Origin of the sequence: Paraburkholderia phenoliruptrix, from assembly GCF_902859825.1 — a bacterium.
Classification (GTDB): domain Bacteria; phylum Pseudomonadota; class Gammaproteobacteria; order Burkholderiales; family Burkholderiaceae; genus Paraburkholderia; species Paraburkholderia phenoliruptrix.
In genome coordinates this window covers 67,125-87,197 of record NZ_CADIKB010000013.1, presented here as the reverse complement: position 1 = coordinate 87,197, position 20,073 = coordinate 67,125, and the positions used below count along the sequence as shown (strand labels likewise).

Genomic DNA, 20,073 nt, shown 5'->3' with positions numbered 1-20,073 from the left:
AAGCGCGGAGTGCGCGAGGGCACGGATTCGAGATGCACCACTGCCCCCTCCGAGCCAGGGGACCCACTTTTGAGCTGGCGGTGTGAAGCCGCTTTCTTTGCTTACTTTCTTTGCGGCATGCAAAGAAAGTAAGTGCCGCCCCGCACAGGGGCAACGCTAATAGACCACCGTGGCCTCAAGGAAAGGCCAAAGGTATCAAGCAAAAACGTCAGAAAGACCCTATCCAGAACAACAAAAAAATCAGGCAAACGTATCCACCAGCCCAACACTGCGCCGCGCAGCGCCATCAACAGAAGCAACGACCGCGCCGGAGGCGCCCGCCCCAAACCCATCACCGCCGGCCGCGGAGCGCCCCCCTGACCTTCCCGAACCGGCGTTCTGCTGCTGCCCGCCCTGGCGCCCAAACCCATCGCTCACGCTCGCGCTGCCGAGCCCGATGCCGTTCGCCTCCATCGCCTCGCGCAGCTTCGGCAAAGCGGCCTCGACCGCTTCCCGCACCTGCTGATGCTGCGACACGAACAACGCGTGCGCATGGTTGTCGGCGACCTGCAGCACCACCTGCAGCGGCCCCAGGTCCTTCGGATTCAACGTCAGCTCGGCGCTCTGCGAATGCGCGTTCGACAGGAACACCACCTTCTGGCTCAACGCGTCTTCCCAATCGGTCGTGCCGACGTGCGGCCCCAATGCATTGGCTGCTTCCGCTGCGCTCGCGTTGCCCGTCGTCTGCACTGCTGCGGTCGTGCTCGCCGCGCTCGCGGCCGCCTGGCTCGCGGCCAGCGCCGCCGCTGCCGCGTCGGCTGTGTTCTTGAACGACGCCAGATCGCTCGTTTGCGCGCCCGTCGTACCCGTCGATGTCAACCCGCCCGCCACCGCTGCCGAAGCCGCCGCAGTCGGATCGGCGACCGCCGTCGCGGCCGTGGTCAATGCGCCGCGCGCGGTGGCCGAACCACCCTTGCCGCCGCCGGCCAGCCCGGCTTCCAGCGTCTTGCTCGTCGTGTCGTTCAGCGAAGCATTCGCGCTCGCAACACCGTTCGCCGCCGCGGCGGCTGCCGCGCCGCTCGCCAATGCCTGCGACGGAACCACCGCCTGGCCGTTCGCCAGCGCGGCGAGCGCCGCCTGCAACGAGTCCTGCAGCGACTTCGGATCGGTCGGCGTCTTCTTGCCGAGCGTGCCGGCCGGCGTCGCGTCGGTGGCGGCGCCGGTTGCGGTCGGGTCGCCATTCGTCAATGCCGCGAGGTTCGCGCCGGCGGGATCGGCGGGCGCGCTCGCGTCGGCTTGCGCTTGAGCCTGGGCCTGAGCGGCGGCTGCCGCGGCGGCGGTGGCGGCGTCGTTTGCGCTCGCCGCGTTGGCCGGCTTCGGCGGTGTGTCGCCGGTCTTACCCGTCGATGCCTGCTGCGGCTTGTCCGCCGGCGCCGCGGATGACGCCGCGTTCGCGGCGCTGCTGTCCGTGCCGCTGCTCTTCGTGTCGTCGGCACTTTGGGTCGTGGAATCGTCGGACGGCGGCGCGTCGTGCACGCTCGACCCGTGCGAAACATCCGTCGACGACGGCGCCGGCGCGGCGGCCGGCCGGCTTGCGCCAGCGTTCACGCCGGCCGCGTTATCGGGCGACGCGCTTGCCGCACTGTTTTGCCAGTCGATGCTCTGCTGCAAGGTCTGCGAAAACGGCTTCGCATTCGCAGCGGCAAGCGCCGCTGCGCTGCTGGCATTGCTGGTGGTGTTGCTGCCGGCCGAGCCGAGCAGCGAACCGATCTGTGAGAGAAACGACATAAGTGTCCTGTCAATCCGTCAAAGGGTACGGTATCGAGTCTGTGAGTCGAGGCCGCGCGGGCGTCAGGCGCCTTCCGCGCGCATCCTCAGAATTCTTGCTGCATGTTCATCGGCGTCGCGTTGATCGCGCCGCGCCACGGTCTTTGCCTCGGCTGCCTCGCCGCGCGCCTGCAGCACTTCGTAAGAGCCGAGCTTCTGCTTCTGACGCTGCCAGTCGGGCTTGGCCGCCTCGAGCCGCGCGGTCGCGGCGGCGAGCAGCTTGCGCTGCTGTTCGATGGCGGCGTCGAGCGTGTCGATGAACGCCTGGAAATTGCGCATGTTGCCGGCGGGCATGCCCGCCTGGGCGGTCGCCGTGAAACGCGCGTGATATTCGTCGCGGTACTGCACGAGGGCGTTCAGCTGCGCCTCGACGTCGTTGCGCTCGCGCTGCGCGCGGCCCAGTCGCTGCGCGGCGGCGTCCACGTCGTCCTGCGCGAGACCGATCAGCGTCTTGATCGGAAAGTGTTTCGCCATCGTCAGCCTCCTTGGGCAAACAGCGCGTCCAGCATCTCGATACTCGGTTCAAAGTTCGCGCACTCGCGAAAGCCTTGTTGCAGAAAGGCTTCCATCCGCGGATACAGCGCGATGGCGCGGTCGAGCAGCGCGTCGCGCCCGCTCGAATACGCGCCCACGTTGATGAGATCGCGGTTGCGCTGATAGCGCGACAGCATCTGCTTGAACATACGCGTTTTGTCCAGATGGTTATCGTCGATCAGCGCGGTCATTGCCCGGCTAATCGACGCTTCGATGTCGATCGCCGGATAGTGGCCGGCTTCCGCGAGCGAGCGCGACAGCACGATATGGCCGTCGAGAATCGCCCGCGCGGAGTCGGCGATCGGGTCCTGCTGGTCGTCGCCTTCTGTCAAGACCGTGTAGAACGCGGTGATCGAGCCGCCGCCCGCCGGTCCGTTGCCGGTCCGCTCGACGAGCGCCGGCAGCTTCGCGAACACCGAAGGCGGGTAACCCTTGGTGGCGGGCGGCTCGCCCACGGCGAGCGCGATCTCGCGCTGCGCCATCGCGTAGCGGGTCAGCGAATCCATCAGCAGCAGCACGTGCTTGCCCTGGTCGCGGAAATATTCGGCGAGCGAGGTCGAGTAGGCCGCCGCCTGCATCCGCAAAAGCGGCGACACGTCGGCCGGCGCGGCGATCACCACCGAGCGCGCGAGACCTTCCTCGCCGAGAATCTGTTCGATGAACTCCTTCACTTCGCGGCCGCGTTCGCCGATCAGCCCGATCACGATCACTTCGGCGCTGGTGTAGCGCGCCATCGTGCCGAGCAGCACGGATTTACCGACGCCCGAGCCGGCGAAGAGGCCCATGCGCTGCCCGCGTCCCACCGTGAGGAGGGCATTGATCGCGCGCACGCCGACGTCGAGCACCTTGTGAATCGGCTCGCGGTTCAGCGGATTGATGACCGGCGCGGAAAGCGGCGCATCGGTCTGCGCGCCGAGCGGGCCGAGACCGTCCAGCGGACGGCCGGACGCGTCGAGCACGCGGCCGAGCAGCTCCCAGCCGACCGGCAGGCGCTTCGCGCCCGCCATGGGGTCCGCGATCGGCGCGCTTTCCAGCGGAAAGACGCGCGCGCCGGGCAGCAAGCCGATCACTTCGGTGGTCGGCATCAGAAACAGTTTGTCGCCGGAAAAGCCGACCACTTCGGCTTCGGCCATCGGCAGCGAACTGCCGGGCGGCAGTTCGATCATCACTTCGGCGCCCACGGAAAGACGCAGGCCGACGGCTTCGAGCACGAGACCGGCGGCGCGTGTCAGGCGTCCGCAGGCGCGCATCGGCTTAGCGAGCGCATTGCGGGCGCGCAGCGCGTCGAGCTGGCCGCGCCAGGCTTGCATGTGCGGATTGCTGTCGAGCGCGGGATCGTAAGGTGCCGCTGCCTTGGCGGCGGTGCGCGCGGCCCCGGCTCCAGCCGCTGCATTTGCGTCGACGTGAGCGGCCGGCGCCGACTCGCGGCTCGCCGCCGAGCCGGTCAGCGGATGCACGTGACTCTGAGCCGCACCGCCCGCGGCAGACGCCGCCGGCCCGGCCAGCAATTCGCCGGCCGAAAGACCATCCGCGAACGGCGTGTCTGCGAGCGCCTCGGCGCCGAACGAGGCCAGCGCCAGCTCGCGTTCGAGCGGCGTGAGGTCGCTTGCGCGGATTTCCTCGAGCGTCGGCTTCACCATGTACTCACTTTGCCGAGCGCCGCGGCGACGCGTTCCCAGCGTGTATCGATGCCCGCATCCACTTCGCCGCTGCCGGCCTGCGCGCGGCAGCCGCCGCGCTCGACAGCCGGATCGGTGCGCACGGTCCAGCCGCGCGTTTGCAGTTCTTCCATCAGATAGGCTTCGACCACCGGCAGGTCGGCCGGACTCACGATCAGCGCGGGCGCGCCCGTGAGCGCCGGTTCGGCGGCCAGCACTTCGCGCGCGGCGGCGATGAGCGCGGTCGGGTCGTGCTGCACGTGCTGGCGCACCACCTGTTGCGCGATGTCGAGCGCGAGCGAGACGAGCGTCTCCGAAATCGCGCCTTGCGCGCCGTCGAGCGCGGCCTTGAACGTCTCGGCGAGCGCGGCGAGCCTTGCGGCTTCCTCGCGCGCTTCGCTTCGGCCCTGTTCGAAGCCTTGCGCATGGCCCTGGTCGTAGCCGGCCTGATAGCCGAGCGCCTGACCGGCCACATGGCCCGACGCGATGCCCTGCGCGTGCGCGGCTTCGCGCAGGCGCTCGAGTTCGGCTTCGAGCGCGGCTTCGTCGGCCTCGGTTGAAGGCGGCGCGGGCGGCACCGGGTCGAACGAGGCCATCTCCCAGCGCTGGTAGGCCGAGAGGCATTCCTTTGCCGTGGAGTTGCGATTAGACATACGCATCTTCCGCCTTGCCGCCAATCACGATCTGGCCGCTTTCCGCCAGGTTGCGCACGATCTGCAGGATGCGGCGCTGCTGCGTCTCCACTTCGGAGACGCGGACCGGGCCGCGTGCGTCGAGGTCTTCGGCGAGCAGTTCGGCCGCGCGCTGCGACATGTTCGACAGGAACTTCTGACGCAGCGCGGGCGCGGCGCCCTTCAGCGAGATGATCAGCGCCTCGGATTCCACTTCCTTCAGCAGCAGCTGGATCGCGCGGTCTTCCAGGTCGAGCAGGTTCTCGAACACGAACATCTGGTCGACGATCTTCTGCGCGAGCTCCGCGTCGTACTGGCGGACGTTCTCGATGACGCCTTCCTCGTGATTGCTCGACATGAAGTTGAGGATTTCCGCCGCCGTGCGAATGCCGCCCATCGGGCTGCGCTTCAGGTTGTCGCTGCCGGACAGCAGGTGCGTGAGGACGTCGTCGAGCTCGCGCAGCGCGGCCGGCTGAATGCCGTCGAGCGTCGCGATGCGCAGCAGCACGTCGTTACGCAGACGGTCCGTGAAGCACGAGACGATTTCCGACGCCTGGTCGCGGTCGAGGTGCACAAGAATCGTCGCGATGATCTGCGGGTGCTCGTTCTTGATCAGTTCCGCGACGGCGGGCGAGTCCATCCACTTGAGGCCCTCGATACCGCTGGTATCGCTGCCCTGCAGAATCCGGTCGATGATCGCGCCGGCCTTGTCGTCGCCGAGCGCCTTCGTCAGCACGGACCGGATGTACTCGTTGGAGTCGAGCGACATTCCGGTGTGCTTTTCCGCCTCGCGCACGAACTCGTGCAGCACGACGTCGATCTCCTCGCGCGTCACGGCCTTCATGGCGGCCATCGCAACGCCGATCTTCTGGACTTCGCGCGGTCCAAGGAACTTGAACACCTGCGCCGCTTCTTCCTCGCCGATCGACATCAGCAGAAGCGCGCTCTTCATTACGCCTTCAGCGCTCATCGGTCACCCAATTCTTGACGACTGTTGCAACGATCTTCGGATCCTGGCGCGCGATGTTGCGCGCGAACTCCAGGTTCCGCTCATATTTGTGCTTCGCGTTTTCCAGCGCCAGCAGCTCGCTGTCGCTGTTGTCGATTTCGACATTGCCGTTGCCGGCGCGCTCGGCGGCCGGAATGCCGTCGAGCAGGATCGGCTCGTCCGGAGACGGGAGCGCCGCGGCCACGACCGGCTCCGGCGGCGGGAAGGCGCGGCGCAGCGCCGGCTTCACCATCACGAAGTAGAGGAACAGAGCCACCGCGCCGATGCCGAGATACGTGGCGATCTGCTTGTAGAGCGCCAGCATGTCGGGCGTGCGCCACCACGGCAGGTCGGCGTTCGGGTCGAGCTCGGCGGTGAACGGGCTGTTGACCACGTTGACCGAGTCGCCGCGCTGCGCGTCGAAGCCCATCGCGTCCTTCACGAGCTGGTTGACCTGCGCGAGCTTGTCGGCGCTGACCGGCTGCATGGTCGCGTGACCCTTGCCGTCGACCACCCGCAGATAGTTGACCACCACCGCCACCGACAGGCGCCGGATGCCGCCCATCGGCTGCTCGAGGTGGCGCACGGTCTTGTCGAGCTCGTAGTTGGTCGTCATGTCCTTGCGGTCGCTGACCGGCGTCGTCGTGACGCTGCTGCTCGCGCCGTTCGGCGCGTTGATCGGCGCGGAGGCCGGCTGCGGCGGCTGGTTCGACAGCGCGCCCGGCACGCCCGAGGCGCCGCCTTGCGACATTTCGGTCGCGGTGCTCGATTGCTGGCTGCGGATGGCGGCCTGTTGCGGGTTGCCGTTCGGGCTGTAGTTTTCCGAGGTCTGTTCGCTGCGCGAGAAGTCGATGTCGGCGCTCACCTGCGAATGCGCGTTGCCGGCGCCGAAGAGCGGCGCGAGGATTGCGTCGATGCGCTGCTGCGTGTTGCGCTCGATCTGCTGGCGATACTTCAGTTGCGAGGCGTCGAGTCCGCCGCCCGTCGACGGCTGCGTCAGCAGGTTGCCGTCCTGGTCGAGAATGGTCACGCCCTTGACCGGCATTTCCGGCACCGCCGACGACACCATATGGGTGATCGCGAGCACCTGGCCTTCGTCGAGCGCGCGGCCCGGGAACAGATTGACGAGCACGGAGGCCGACGGCGCCTCTTTGTCGCGCACGAACACGGAAGGCTTCGGAATCGCCAGATGCACGCGCGCCGACTTGACCGACGAAATGGATTCGATCGTGCGTTCCAGCTCGCCTTCCAGCGCGCGCTGATAGTTGATCTGCTCGGCGAACTGGCTGATGCCGAACTTCTGGTTGTCCATCAGTTCGAAGCCGACCGAGCCGCTCTTCGGCAGGCCCTGCGAGGCGAGGCGCAGCCGCATCTCATGCACCTGTTCGGCCGGCACGAGGATGGCGCCGCCGGCATCGGAGAATTTGTACGGAATGTTCGCCTGCTGCAGCGCCGTGATGATGGCGCCGCCGTCGCGGTCGGACAGGTTGCTGTAGAGCACCTTGTAGTCCGGCGCCCGCGACCACAGGAACAGACCCGCCACCACGGCGACGAGTACCGCCACCGCGAAGATCAGCGGGGCGCGCGGGTTGCCGCGCATCTGCGCGAGGCCCGACAGGCGCTGGCCGAAATTGCCGCCGAGGCCGCCACCGAGGCCGCCCAGGTCCGCGTTGCCGCCTGGCTGGCCGGCGCCCGCCGCGGCCGCGCCGGGCTGCGCGCCGGCGAGGCCCATGCGGGCGTCGGGGTTGATCAAAGAGTTGGCTGACGAATCCATGCGTCGGGTTTCTCCGGGATGCCTTTGCGTTCTGCCGCTGCACCGCGCCGAGGGCCGGCGGGGGTATGGACAGATACTTTCACGACTGAAATTATCCGCACGCAAGCCCCGCCCGATTGCTTGAATAGAGCCGGGTTTCCCCCCTAGTTTCGGGGCTTTCCCGCGAGGGCCACTGCTATGCTTTCGTCCAGATCGGTACGGTTTGGTCGTGCCGCTCGTCATTACTGGAGAGAACATGACTTTGCCCGTGAACGCGATTTCGTCGGCGCTGCAACAGTTGCACTCGATGGCGGCAGCGGCCGCCGGCGGCAGCACCGCGGCAACCGGCGCTTCGGCCGCAGGGGAATCCGGCGCGGCCACGGCCGGCGGCTTTGCGTCGGCGCTGAAGGCCTCGCTGGACAAGATCAGCGGCGATCAGAACAAGGCAGTCGGCGAATCCAAGGCGTTCGAGCTGGGCGCGTCGAACGTGTCGCTGAATGACGTGATGGTCGACATGCAGAAGGCCAATGTCGGCTTCCAGTTCGGCCTGCAGGTGCGCAACAAGCTGGTGACCGCCTACAACGACATCATGCAGATGCAGGTCTGAACCAGACTGCGGCCGCAGCGGCAAGAATGTTCCGCCCGCTGCGGCCGCAAACCGCCCGCGCGCGCGTACACGCTCGCCTGGCGGGTGCGCGCAGCCTGACGCCTTAATCCTCCTTACACTGGCCTAAAGCTTTTTCGCTGCGTATCCGATAACCAGATACAGGCATGAATCTGGGTGCGGCAACGCTTCCCGATGGGCTGCCACGACCAACCGTAGTTGCAATTGAGGAGGAGCGCCGATGTTTTCCCCAGGACACTCTGGAGCCAATGCGTACGCACGCGTGGGCGTCGAGACAGGGGTGATGGGCGCGAGTCCGCATCGTCTGATCGTGATGTTGTATCAGGGGGCCCGGCAGGCAATCGCTCAAGCGCGAATGCACGTGCAGCAGGGCAATGTGTCCGGTCGTGGAGAGGCGATCGGCAAGGCGATTCAAATCGTCGAAAGCGGGCTGCAACAGTCGCTCAACCTTGAGGTGGGCGGCGAGATTGCGCAGCGGCTGAACGCGCTATATGGGTATATGTCGCGCCGGCTGCTGGAAGCCAATATAAAAGCGAGCGAGGCAATGCTGGTCGAGGTCGACGGTCTGCTGGCGACGCTCGAAGAGGCATGGATCGGGATTGCCCCGGAGATAGCGCGGATGGCTGCACAGCCGGCCGCGGAAAGCATGAGATGACATCGAACGCAGAATACTTTGCCCGCTACGAGGCCATCGCAGCGTTGTCCTGCCGCATGCTGATGGCTGCCCGACGCGCCCTGTGGAACGATCTGGTCCACCTGCAGGACGAATACCGGCTGCTCGTGGACGCGCTCAAGGAGGCGGAGACGGGCGTCAAGCTCGACGAGACGGAGCGCCTGCGCAAATACGCGCTGATCCGGCAGATTCTCGCCGACGACGCCGCGATCCGCGATCTGGCCAATCCCAGCCTCGCCAAGCTGTCGGCGTTGTTCGGCGGGCGGCCGTCGCGGGTGCTCAAGGAGCTGTACGGGGCGCGCTGACTGAAGCCCCGAGGTAGCCGCGAGGCGTCCGACTGAACGAATTTGAGCGCGCTGCCGCCAATGTGACCAAGGAATCGGCATGAACGGAATCGACACGGCTCTCGCATCGCTGCTTGCGACCCGCATCGACAGCCTGCTGAATATTGGTCCCGGCAGCGCCGCCACCACTCAGACCGGCGCGGCGGACGTCGAAGAGGCGCCGACCATGGCGCCTGCCGTCGCCCCGCCCGCGCCGCAACCCTCCGCGCAGACGGCCTTGTCCGCCGTCGCGCTCACGTTGAACGCGATCGTGCGCTCGGGCGGCGAGGCGACGCCCGCGATTGTCGGCCAGACGCCGATCTGGCCCGCCGCGCCTGCGCTCGACGTCGAAGTCGGCGCGTTGCCGCTCTTCGACGCACCCGCCGCTGCGAATTCTGCGTCCAATCCTGCTTCGAACACCGCCGCCGCCGCAGCCACGGCCAATGTGGCGGCGGCCCAGGTGCCCGTGGCGGCGCTGGCGGCCGCGCTTGCGCGGACCGTCGGCGACAGCGGTCTCTTTTACGAAGCGCATCTCGCGCAATGGCTGAGCGGCCAGCGCTCGCCGGAGACGCTCGCTGGTGAGACCCAGAACAAGCTCGTAGCCGCAGCCGCGCAATTGCCGCTGAACTGGAGCGGGACTGCCGGCGAGGCGTCGACTGCGTCTGCCGCCGGCGCGGCCAGACAGGGCACGGGCGCCGCGCAGAACGGTCAGTCCGGCGCGGCCGCCGACGGCGGCAATCCAAACGCCGCGAATAGTGCGAATGCCGGCATGGGCGCCGGCCGCGCCATGCCGTCGATCGACACCGCGCACGCCGCGCGTTTCGTCGCCGGTGAAGTGCTGGCCAGTTCGCTGTCGGACCTGAACGGTCAGCCGGCACATGCGGGGCTGCACAACGCGGCTTCGACGGCGGCCGACAACGGCGCGTCGCAGACGGCGCAGGCCGCGGCGGTTCATCCCGCGACGGTGCCGCTCGTGCGCCAGCAGCTCGATCTGCTCGCCACCGGCCAGTTCCGCTGGACCGGCGAGGCGTGGCCCGGCGCGAAACTTGACTGGACCATCGAACAGGAAGGCGACGAGTGGGACCGCAGCGGCGGCGGCACGGCAAGCGAAGAAGACCAACCGTGGCGCACGCGCCTCACGCTGTCGCTGCCGACGCTCGGCACCGTCGACGCCGAATTGACGTTGACCGGCATGCGCCTCGTCGCGTGCGTGCAGGCGAGCCCCGGCGGCGCGGCGCGCCTGGCGATGCAGGGCGAGAGCTTTCGCCAGCGGCTTGCGGCGGCCGGCATCCAGTTGCATGGTTTGACGATCCGCGAGATTGGCGGCGGGGCGCCGGCCACCGGCACGGCCGCAGCGGGCGCGGCGGCCGCTCAGGCGGCGGCGTCGGCGTATGCGCGCTCGGCTTCGGCAGGCGGGGGCGCCGCAGCTTCGGCGGCGGCAGCGGCCGGTGCGTCCGCCACGGCACCAGGCGGCGCGGCTGGAAAGGGCCGCCGCGCGCCGCTCGACGACTTCGACTGGGACATGTGATGAGCCGCAAACATCGCCGCAGTGCGGCAGCGCTCGTCTACGACGCCCACGGCAGCGATCCCGCGCCGCGCGTGATCGCGAAGGGCTACGGCATGCTCGCCGAGATGATCGTGCAGCGCGCGAAGGAAGCCGGCCTCTACGTGCACGAAGCGCCCGAAATGGTTTCGCTGCTGATGCAGGTGGACCTCGACGCGCGCATTCCGCCGCAGCTCTATCAGGCGGTGGCGGAATTGCTGGCGTGGCTGCATCGGCTGGAAAGCGGGGCGGAGCAGGAGCCGCAGGCCGCGCCGGGCGGTGCGAAGAGACGGGCCGGCGATGTCATCGACGTCGTGGCGGTGGATGTCGATGGAGGCGCGGGCGGGCGTTGACCGGCAGTCCGTGAAGGCGCTGCCGGCGAGGGCCGCAGACGATGCGACCGCCGAATCACCCAACCCGCCTCACGGCATCCCACCGTCGGCCCAGCGTCCCCTCAGAACCGCATCATCAGCTTGAGCAACGCATTGACGCGCTTGCCGTACGGCGGCGCGATCCAGCCGCGCGCGTTCAGGCGCGACTGCGTCAGCACCGGCTTCATTTTCGAAAACGTCACGAAGCCTTCGTAGCCGTGATAGGCGCCCATGCCGCTCGCGCCCACTCCGCCGAACGGCAGGCTCTCGCAGGCGAGATGCATCAGCGTTTCGTTGATCGCCATGCCCCCGGCGATGGTTTCATGCGTGACGCGGTCGATGGTCGCGGCGTCGTCCGCATACAGATACAGCGCGAGCGGGCGCGGCCGCGCGTTGATCCAGGCGATAGCGTCGTCGAGCGTGTCGTACGGCACGATGGGCAGGAGCGGCCCAAAGATTTCCTCCTCCATCAGCGCGCATTCGGGCGGGACATTCGTCACCGCGACAGGCGGAAAGCAGCGGCTGGCCGCATCGGGCGCGCTGTCGGTGAGCGGATGCAGCTGCGCGCCGGCGGCCTGCGCTTCGTCCGCGAGACGCTGAAGGCGCTCGAAGTGCCGCGGCGAAATGATCGACGTGTAGTCGGGATTGCGCGCGATGCCTGGATACATCTTCGCCATGCGCACGCGCGCCCGCTCAATAAAGGCCTGTTCCTTGCCGCGCGGCACAAGCACGTAGTCGGGCGCGACGCAGGTCTGCCCGGCGTTGAGCGTCTTGCCGGCCATGAGATTCTCCACGGCGTTGTCAAAGCGCGCGTGCTCGCCGATGATCGCGGGCGACTTGCCCCCGAGTTCGAGCGTGACGGGCGTGAGATTCGCGGCGGCGGCGCGCATCACTTCGTGGCCGACTTTCGTCGATCCGGTAAACAGCAGGTGATCGAACGGCTGCGCGCTAAACGCGGCGGCGAGCGCGGCGTCGCCGTTCACGACCGCGACGTGGTCGCGCGCAAACGTCTCGCCGATCAGCCGCTCGAACAACGCGGATGTGCGCGGCGTCAGTTCGGACATCTTGATGATCGCGCGGTTGCCTGCCGTGAGCGCGCTGATCAGCGGCCCGGCGGCGAGCAGCACCGGATAATTCCACGGCACGATAATCCCGACCACGCCGAGCGGCTGCGGCACGACTTTCGCCCGCGCCGGCAGCAGCCACTTGTTGGTGCTGCGGCGCTGCGCTTTCATCCAGCGTTTGCCGTGGCGCAGCGCCGCGTCGATTTCCTCCTTCACCAGCAGGAATTCGGCGAGCAGCACTTCCTCTTTCGCGCGATTGCCGAAGTCGGCGCTCAGTGCGTCCGCGAGCGCGTCGCGGTTATCCAGCAGCACCGTGCGCAGCGCTTTCAGGTGCGCCGCGCGCGTGTCCCACGACGGATACGGCGCGCGCAGATACGCATGCCGCTGATCGCGAAGCAGCGCGGCGAGCGCCGCGACCTCGGGCAAATCGTTCTTCATGGTTCACCACTCCCTGATGATGGACGCGCGGTCAGGCCGCGCTTATCGATGTTGTTGGGTGTTGCCGCTTGCAATGCCACGTTGGCGCCGCTCAAGCCGGAAAAGCCCGCTCGATGATCGCCGCATGATCGAACGTCGCGGGCAGCGTGCCGTAGACGCGGCCGCTTTCGCCGCAGCCTTCCGCGAGACGCGTCGCAATGAACGGGTCCGCTACAGCGGCGGGCGCGTGCTTCACGAGCAGCGTGGCCTGCGCGATCAGCACGATCTGCTGCGCGATGCGCCGCGCCGAGCCCTCGCGATGCTCGGCGGGTTCGTGCAACGTCGCGGCGAGTTTGCCGAGCGCGGCGCGCAGAGCCGGATGTGCGGCGGCATCGGCCTGCCATTGGGCGAAGAGCGCCTGCGCGGCTTCGGGTTCGCGTTCCATCGCGCGCAACACGTCGAGGCACATGACGTTGCCCGAGCCTTCCCAGATCGAATTGACGGGCGCCTCGCGATAGAAGCGCGCCATCGGGCCGGTCTCGACATAACCGTTGCCGCCCCAGACTTCCATCGCCTCGCCGGTGAATTCGAGCGTGCGTTTGCACACCCAGTATTTCGCGGCCGGCGTGACGATGCGCCGCCACGCGCGCTCGGCCAGTGCCGCGGACGAAGTTGCAGCGGACGTCGCGGCGGCATCGGCGGATTGCTCGAATGCGTGCGCAAGCCGCATGAACAGCACGGTCGCCGCTTCGGATTCGAGCGCGAGGTCGGCGAGCACATTGCGCATCAACGGTTGGTCGACGAGATTGCGGCCAAACGCGCTGCGATGGCGTGCGTGGTGAATGGCCTGCACGAGCGCCGCGCGCATCAGCGCCGCGCTGCCGATCACGCAATCGAGCCGCGTGTAGTTCGCCATTTCGATGATGGTCGGCACGCCGCGCCCTTCGTCGCCGATCATGATGCCGAACGCGTCAAGGAATTCGACTTCGCTGCTCGCGTTCGAGCGGTTGCCGAGCTTGTCTTTCAGACGCTGGATCTGCACGGCGTTCTTGCTGCCGTCGGGCGTGAAGCGCGGCACGAAGAAGCACGACAGGCCGACGTGATCGTGCGTGCGGGCGAGCACCAGATGAGCGTCGCATTGCGGGGCCGAGAAAAACCATTTGTGGCCGACCAGCTCATAGGCGCCACCGCGACCGCCGGCGGCGATCGCGCGCGCCTGCGTCTGATTGCTGCGCACATCGGAGCCGCCCTGTTTCTCGGTCATGCCCATGCCGATCATCGCGGAAGTCTTGTGCGCAAGCGGCAGGTCGCGCGGATCGTGCTCGCGCGCGTACAGCTTGTCGCGCAACGTGTCGAAGAGCTGCGGCTCGCGCTGCAACACCGGAATGCTCGCGAAGGTCATGGTCAACGGGCACAGCGAGCCGGATTCGATCTGCGCATGCAGGAAGTAGCCGGCGCAGCGCGCGGCCATCGCGCCGGGCCGCGGATCGGAGAACGGCAGCGCATGCAGCCCCTCGCGGCGCAGCAGCGCAAGCAACGTATGCCACGCGGGATGAAATTCGAGCGCGTCGATCCTTTCGCCGCGCGGGCTGTGAGTGACGAGTTCGGGCGTGTGACGATTGGCCAACTCGGCGAGCGCGAGAGTCTCGGGTGGGGTGAGCGCGGCGCCGTGGCGCAGCAGCGCGTCGCGGTGCCATGCGGCGCCTTCGCGCTCCACGGCGGCGGACAACGCGGCATCGGTGGAAAAAAGGTTGTAATCCGCGAGCGGCGGCACCTGATTGGTGACCTCGTGAGTCTGGCCGAAGCTATGGCGTTGCATCTGCTGTCTCCCTTCGCCGCGTGTTCGCGGCACGCTCGCCGGCGCGTTTTCGGCGCGCGGCGTAGGCTCCTTTTCGCGCCCTGCCTGCGTGTGCGGGCGCTTTTCCGGGTCCTTCCTGCGCTCTTCGTTAACCCTTCATCCCGGCTCGTCGGCACGAATTCGCGCGGCGCTGTTTGATCGCCGCGTGTGCGCCACGGCTAGAAGGCGCGCGCCGCGCGGCCGCTGTTTGAATGCCGGCGAGCGGCCGTCCGGCGGGCGCGCGCGGGTCTTTCATCATAGGGGCGCGGGAGCGCTTACGTTTAGAGTAATCGCTCTGACGTCGGGCCGCCGCGGCCTGCGAACGCTCCCTACAATGCGTGGACAACACACGTAGACAAGTGTGCACGAGACAGGGCCCGCCGACAACGCGGCCCATCAGGAGGAGCGATGGAATACGACTACATCATCGTAGGTGCCGGCTCGGGCGGCTGCGCGCTCGCGAGCCGTCTCGCGGACAGCTGTCCCGACGCGGCGATTGCGCTGATCGAAGCCGGCCCGCACACGAACCGCAACCTGCTGGTCAATATGCCGGTGGGCGTGGCGGCGGTGGTGCCGAACAAGCTCAGGACGAATTATGGCTATCTGACGACGCCGCAGCCGGGCCTCGCCGGGCGGCGTGGCTATCAGCCGCGCGGGCGCGGCTTCGGCGGATCGAGTGCGATCAACGCGATGATCTATACGCGCGGTCATCCGCTGGATTACGACGAGTGGGCGCAACTGGGCTGCGAGGGCTGGTCCTGGCAGGAGGTCCTGCCGTATTTCCGCCGCGCCGAGGGCAACGAGCGCGGCGCTGACGCGTGGCACGGCGACAGCGGGCCGCTGACCGTGTCGGACTTACGCTACCGGAACCCGTTTTCGAAGCGTTTTGTGCAGGCCGCGATGGAAGCCGGCTACAAACCGAACGACGACTTCAACGGCGCGGATCAGGAAGGCATCGGCTTTTATCAGGTGACGCAGCGCCACGGCCGGCGCTGCAGCGTCGCGCGCGCCTATATCTACGACTGTGAGCGCGCCAATCTGCACACCATCGCGGACGCTACGGTGTTGCGCGTGCTTTTCAGGGACAAGCGCGCGTGCGGCGTGGACGTGGTGCGCGGCGGCCGTCGCGAGACGCTGACGGCGCGCGCCGAAGTCGTGCTCGCGGCAGGCGCCTTCAATTCGCCGCAACTGCTGATGTGCTCCGGCATCGGGCCGGCCGCGCACCTGCAGGCGCACGGCATCGAGGTGCTGCACGATGCGCCGGACGTCGGCCGGAACCTGATCGACCACGTCGATTTCACGATCAACAAGCGCGTGTCGTCGATCGAGCCGACGGGCTTTTCGGTGCGCGGCATCGCGCGGATGGTGCCGCAGTTCATCACGTTCATGCGCCATGGCCGCGGCATGCTGTCGAGCAATGTCGCGGAGGCCGGCGGCTTTCTGAAGAGCAAACCGACGCTCGCGCGCCCCGATCTGCAGTTGCATTTTTGCGCAGCGCTCGTCGACGACCATAACCGTCACATGCATTGGGGCCATGGTTATTCGCTGCATGTGTGCGTGCTGCGGCCGTTCAGCCGCGGCACCGTGACGCTCGCGAGCGCGGACGCGCGCGAGGCGCCCGTGATCGATCCGCGTTTTTTCAGTGATGCGCGCGATCTCGATCTGCTGGTGGAAGGCGTGCAGATGGCGCGGCGGATTCTCGACGCGCCGTCGCTTGCGCTGTGCGGCGGGCGCGAGTTGTACACGCGGCCGGGGCAGACCGACGAACAACTGCGCCAGACCATTGCCGGGCACGCGGACACGATCTATCACCCGGTCGCCACTTGCAGGATGGGCGGCGACGCGCGGTCGGTGGTGGATCCGCAATTGCGGGTGCGCGGTGTCGCGGGGCTGCGGATTGTGGATGCGTCGGTGATGCCGACGCTGATCGGCGGCAATACGAATTCGCCGACTGTCATGATCGGGGAACGCGCGGCCGATCTGATCGCGGCAAGCCGGCGCGAGCCGCAAGCGGTGGAATGGCCTGGTGCGGCGGCGGCCACTGCCAGTGCGGCATGAGAGACGGGCAGCGCCTCATTCCTGCCGCGGCACCCGGAGCGGCGCGGCGATGCCGGTCAGGCCGAGCATCAGATCGTCGCCGGCGCGGCCGGGCAGCGTCTCGCGAGCGACCTCCAGCCAGGCGCGCGCGGCATGCGACAGATAACCGTCGCGGCGCCAGCCGATCGCCATTTCCCACGGAATCTCCGGTTCGACCACCGGCCGGCATGTGAACTGCGCGGCATCGAGCCGCCGGCAGTAGGGCGCGGGCAACAGCGCAATGCCGACCCCGGCGAGCACGAGCGCCGCCATGAAGTCCCAATGCCCGCTGCGTCCGACAATAGTCGGCGCAAAGCCCGCAGCCCGGCAGGCGCTCAGCACGACGTCGTTGAGCGCGAGGCTTTCGCCGTAGAACACGAACGGCTCGTCCGCAAGCTGCGCGAGCGGCACCTCGCGCAAGTCGTCCCAACGCGAGCCGGTGCGCGCGACGAGCCACAGCAGCTGGCGCGTGATCGGCAGCACGTCGATATTGTGCGGATCCACCGGTTGCAGCACTCCACCGAGCTCGAGTTCGCCATTGATGAGCGCCGTTTCGATGGCTCGGGAGCCCTGTTCGAACAGCTTCAGCTCGATTTTCGGATAGCGCTGCCGGAATGTGGCGATGGCCGGCGTGAAGAGCGAGCCGCCCATCGGCGGAATACCGATAGTCAGTTCGCCCCGGCCGAGCGCGTCAAGGTCGTTCAGCTCGGCTTGCAACTGCGCGTGCGCGGCGAGCACCTCCTGGCCGCGCTGATAGACGATGCGGCCCGCGTCGGTGAGCACCATCTGCCGCCCGTCGCGCAGGAGCAGCGGCGAGCCGATCTCGTCTTCGAGCGACTTCACCATCTTGCTGATGGTGGGTTGGGTGACGAACATCTGCTCGGCGGCGACGGTGAAGCTCTGCTGACGAACGACTTCGACGAAATAGCGCAGCGCACGCAGTTCCACAGTCGGCTCCGGATTCCAGATTGGAATGAATCGGACGATTGTAAGTCATGCGATTTATGGCGGCGAGGGCGGGGCGCCGGCCTGTCGACACAGGTCCACGTGCCGCGCTTTATCAAGACGAGCGCTTCGCGGCGGGCGCTACCATCGGCGCTTTGCTCGTCCGCACTGTCTTATGACGCCTCTTTCCGGCATCTGCATCGTGATTCCCTGTTACAACGCCGCGTCAACACTCGTTCGCGCGCTGGATAGCTGCCGCTGCCAGCCCGAGGCGGCGCAGATCATCGTGGTGGACGACGGCTCGGGCGATTCGTCCGCGGAGCTCGTGCTTGAAAGCGCCCGCTCCGACCCGCGCGTCCAGTTGCTGCGTATGCCGTGCAACGGCGGCGCGGCGCGCGCGCGCAACTGGGGCGCGCTGCATGCATCGCACGATGTGCTCGCCTTTCTCGACGCCGACGACGAATACCTGCCCGGCGCATTGGCGGCGGCGAGCGCATTCCTCGCGCGGAACCCGGCGCAAATGTCGGTGCGGCTCGACGTCGACTATGCCGGCTTCCCGGCCGACATCACCGCGCACCCTGACTTCGCGCGGCATGCGGCGACGCTGAGCAACACGGTGCCGAGCAGTCTCGTCGTGCGACGGGCGGCTTACACCGCGCTCGGCGGCTTTCCAATGGACGACGCCTTTCGACGCATCGGCGGAGAAGATGGCGCATTTTCGTGGGCGTTGCGCGAAGTTTTCGGCAATCCGCGTCTGCACGACGCGAGGCGCGTGCGCATGCATTACCACGCCGGCATACACGCTGAGCGCTACTTTCGCATCGCGTTCGGCTGGCAAACGCCCGATCCCACCGATGTCGCCGACGCTTTTCGCTTCTCGCAGCGGTTTGTGGAGTCGGCGCGAGCGGGCATCGGCCAATTGCGCCACGCGTGGCTGGCCGAGGCAGAAGCGGCAAACTCAACACGCCCAGCCGTGACGCGCTGATGAGCTAAGCGCGATGTAAAAGCAGCGCCGTAGCACCCGCCGCGCCGCGCCGCACCGCGCGCCGGAGGCTGCGGGCGAAACAGCCCCAACGGCCCCCACCGCGCTAATCCCAAGCCTCCGCGCCGCCCAATCCCCGCGCCCCACAGTCATCCCGATTTGCTACAATCGCCGTTCGTCTTCGAGGAGCGTTGCGACGGGTACCGCGAATTCCGCATATTCGCCGGCCGCCCGCCAGGCTCGAAGGCTTCAATCGGAGGACCCGGATGCGCAATCGCGCTGTCCCAGCCACCGCATCGAACCGCGCTCACGTCAAATTTCTAGTCACTACTTAGAAAGGAGGGCGTGATGAACGCCGCAGTTATCGATTCCCAAAATTCCCAGGACTACCTCGTTGCCGACATGTCGCTTGCCGACTGGGGCCGCAAGGAACTCACCATTGCCGAGACCGAAATGCCCGGTCTCATGCAAACGCGCGACGAATACAAGGCGCAGCAGCCGTTGAAAGGCGCGCGCATCGCCGGTTCGCTGCACATGACCATCCAGACCGGCGTGCTGATCGAGACGCTGACCGCGCTCGGCGCGGACGTGCGCTGGGCTTCGTGCAACATCTTCTCGACGCAGGACCACGCGGCCGCGGCCATCGCCAAGGCCGGCACGCCGGTGTTCGCGTTCAAGGGCGAGTCGCTCGACGAATACTGGGAGTTCTCGCACCGCATCTTCGAATGGCCGAACGGTGAATTCGCCAACATGATTCTCGACGATGGCGGCGACGCGACGCTCCTGCTCATTCTGGGCTCGAAGGCGGAAAAGGACCGCTCGGTCATCGCCAAGCCGACCAATGAGGAAGAAGTCGCGCTGTACAAGTCGATCGAGCGTCATCTCGACGCCGACCCGACGTGGTATTCCACGCGCCTTTCGCACATCAAGGGCGTGACGGAAGAAACCACGACCGGCGTGCATCGCCTGTATCAGATGGAAAAGGAAGGGCGCCTGCCGTTCCCGGCGATCAACGTGAACGACTCGGTCACCAAGTCGAAGTTCGACAACCTGTATGGCTGCCGCGAGTCGCTCGTGGACGGCATCAAGCGCGCGACCGACGTGATGATCGCGGGCAAGATCGCGGTGGTGGCCGGTTACGGCGACGTGGGCAAGGGCTGCGCGCAATCGCTGCGCGGTCTGGGCGCGACCGTGTGGGTCACGGAAATCGACCCGATCTGCGCGCTGCAGGCGGCCATGGAAGGCTACCGCGTGGTGACGATGGAATATGCGGCCGACAAGGCCGACATCTTCGTGACGGCCACCGGCAACTACCACGTGATCGACCACGATCACATGAAGGCAATGCGCCACAACGCGATTGTCTGCAACATCGGTCACTTCGATTCGGAAATCGACGTGGCGTCGACGCGCCAGTACCAGTGGGAAAACATCAAGCCGCAAGTCGACCACATCATTTTCCCGGACGGCAAGCGCGTGATCCTGCTGGCCGAAGGCCGCCTTGTGAACCTCGGCTGCGCGACGGGCCACCCGTCGTTCGTGATGTCGAACTCGTTCACGAACCAGACGCTCGCGCAGATCGAACTGTTTACGCAAGGCGACAAGTACGAGAACCGCGTGTACGTGCTGCCGAAGCATCTGGACGAGAAGGTCGCGCGCCTGCATCTGGCGCGCATCGGTGCACAGCTGACCGAATTGTCGGACGCGCAGGCGAGCTACATCGGCGTCGAAAAGAACGGTCCGTTCAAGCCGAATCACTACCGCTACTAAGCCCATGCGTTGCGGCACGCCCGCTTGCGCGCAAGCG

At 67.2% G+C, this 20,073-nt stretch carries 17 protein-coding genes and 1 riboswitch; of the genes, 8 read left to right on the top strand and 9 right to left on the bottom strand.

The window, feature by feature from the left end; genetic code table 11:
- Positions 1-240 precede the first annotated feature (240 nt).
- From HV711_RS15690 to fliF, 6 genes are all read right to left on the bottom strand, one after another.
- Positions 241-1,767, bottom strand: coding sequence for a flagellar hook-length control protein FliK (locus tag HV711_RS15690; protein ID WP_035476292.1), 1,527 nt, complete (start codon positions 1,765-1,767; stop codon positions 241-243).
- Between the two features lie 63 nt (positions 1,768-1,830).
- Positions 1,831-2,280, bottom strand: coding sequence for a flagellar export protein FliJ (fliJ, locus tag HV711_RS15685; protein WP_013589917.1), 450 nt, complete (start codon positions 2,278-2,280; stop codon positions 1,831-1,833).
- Between the two features lie 2 nt (positions 2,281-2,282).
- The gene (fliI, locus tag HV711_RS15680) at positions 2,283-3,980 is read right to left on the bottom strand and encodes a flagellar protein export ATPase FliI (protein ID WP_035476295.1); all 1,698 of its coding nucleotides are present in this window, start codon (positions 3,978-3,980) and stop codon (positions 2,283-2,285) included.
- Positions 3,974-4,657, bottom strand: a complete 684-nt coding sequence (fliH, locus tag HV711_RS15675) for a flagellar assembly protein FliH (RefSeq protein ID WP_175145143.1) — start codon at positions 4,655-4,657, stop codon at positions 3,974-3,976. The genes fliI and fliH overlap by 7 nt, the downstream gene beginning before the upstream one ends.
- Entirely contained in the window at positions 4,644-5,639 is a 996-nt protein-coding gene (gene fliG, locus HV711_RS15670; protein ID WP_013589914.1) for a flagellar motor switch protein FliG, read from the bottom strand. The genes fliH and fliG overlap by 14 nt, the downstream gene beginning before the upstream one ends.
- Positions 5,629-7,431 carry a flagellar basal-body MS-ring/collar protein FliF gene (gene fliF, locus HV711_RS15665; protein WP_175145141.1) on the bottom strand — a complete coding sequence of 601 codons (1,803 nt, stop codon included), beginning with the start codon at positions 7,429-7,431 and terminating at the stop codon, positions 5,629-5,631. The genes fliG and fliF overlap by 11 nt, the downstream gene beginning before the upstream one ends.
- 235 nt (positions 7,432-7,666) lie before the next feature.
- On the opposite strand from fliF, the gene fliE reads away from it, so the two are divergent.
- The 5 genes from fliE to HV711_RS15640 all read left to right on the top strand — a co-directional run bounded on the left by fliE (position 7,667) and on the right by HV711_RS15640 (position 10,927).
- Complete coding sequence (gene fliE / locus HV711_RS15660; RefSeq protein WP_013589912.1) at positions 7,667-8,017, top strand: flagellar hook-basal body complex protein FliE; 351 nt, start codon at positions 7,667-7,669, stop codon at positions 8,015-8,017.
- Between the two features lie 238 nt (positions 8,018-8,255).
- On the top strand, positions 8,256-8,690 hold the full coding sequence (gene fliS / locus HV711_RS15655) for a flagellar export chaperone FliS (RefSeq protein ID WP_013589911.1): 435 nt from the start codon (positions 8,256-8,258) through the stop codon (positions 8,688-8,690).
- Positions 8,687-9,013, top strand: coding sequence for a flagellar protein FliT (locus HV711_RS15650; protein WP_013589910.1), 327 nt, complete (start codon positions 8,687-8,689; stop codon positions 9,011-9,013). The genes fliS and HV711_RS15650 overlap by 4 nt, the downstream gene beginning before the upstream one ends.
- 79 nt (positions 9,014-9,092) lie before the next feature.
- On the top strand, positions 9,093-10,559 hold the full coding sequence (gene fliK, locus HV711_RS15645; protein ID WP_035484065.1) for a flagellar hook-length control protein FliK: 1,467 nt from the start codon (positions 9,093-9,095) through the stop codon (positions 10,557-10,559).
- Positions 10,559-10,927: an EscU/YscU/HrcU family type III secretion system export apparatus switch protein gene (locus HV711_RS15640; RefSeq protein ID WP_013589908.1), complete on the top strand. Its 369-nt coding sequence runs from the start codon at positions 10,559-10,561 to the stop codon at positions 10,925-10,927. Before fliK ends, HV711_RS15640 begins: the two co-directional genes overlap by 1 nt.
- Before the next feature lie 101 nt (positions 10,928-11,028).
- Here HV711_RS15640 and HV711_RS15635 read toward each other — a convergent pair whose 3' ends face one another.
- The gene (locus HV711_RS15635) at positions 11,029-12,447 is read right to left on the bottom strand and encodes a coniferyl aldehyde dehydrogenase (protein WP_035484063.1); all 1,419 of its coding nucleotides are present in this window, start codon (positions 12,445-12,447) and stop codon (positions 11,029-11,031) included.
- 91 nt (positions 12,448-12,538) lie between these two features.
- Positions 12,539-14,245 carry an isovaleryl-CoA dehydrogenase gene (locus tag HV711_RS15630; protein WP_035484061.1) on the bottom strand — a complete coding sequence of 569 codons (1,707 nt, stop codon included), beginning with the start codon at positions 14,243-14,245 and terminating at the stop codon, positions 12,539-12,541.
- A 426-nt stretch (positions 14,246-14,671) separates the two neighbouring features.
- Here HV711_RS15630 and HV711_RS15625 point away from each other — a divergent pair, with 426 nt between their 5' ends.
- A complete protein-coding gene (locus HV711_RS15625; RefSeq protein ID WP_035484060.1) occupies positions 14,672-16,321 on the top strand; it encodes a GMC family oxidoreductase in 1,650 nt (549 codons plus the stop codon).
- Between the two features lie 15 nt (positions 16,322-16,336).
- On the opposite strand, the gene HV711_RS15620 is transcribed toward HV711_RS15625, so the two are convergent.
- Complete coding sequence (locus tag HV711_RS15620; protein WP_013589904.1) at positions 16,337-17,287, bottom strand: LysR family transcriptional regulator; 951 nt, start codon at positions 17,285-17,287, stop codon at positions 16,337-16,339.
- A 172-nt stretch (positions 17,288-17,459) separates the two neighbouring features.
- Between HV711_RS15620 and HV711_RS15615 the strand changes: the two genes are divergently transcribed.
- Both HV711_RS15615 and ahcY read left to right on the top strand, forming a co-directional pair.
- Positions 17,460-18,269 carry a glycosyltransferase family 2 protein gene (locus tag HV711_RS15615; RefSeq protein ID WP_035484058.1) on the top strand — a complete coding sequence of 270 codons (810 nt, stop codon included), beginning with the start codon at positions 17,460-17,462 and terminating at the stop codon, positions 18,267-18,269.
- A gap of 174 nt (positions 18,270-18,443) precedes the next feature.
- A riboswitch (S-adenosyl-L-homocysteine riboswitch) is annotated at positions 18,444-18,582 on the top strand.
- A 32-nt stretch (positions 18,583-18,614) separates the two neighbouring features.
- A complete protein-coding gene (gene ahcY / locus HV711_RS15610) occupies positions 18,615-20,036 on the top strand; it encodes an adenosylhomocysteinase (protein WP_035484056.1) in 1,422 nt (473 codons plus the stop codon).
- Positions 20,037-20,073 lie beyond the last annotated feature (37 nt).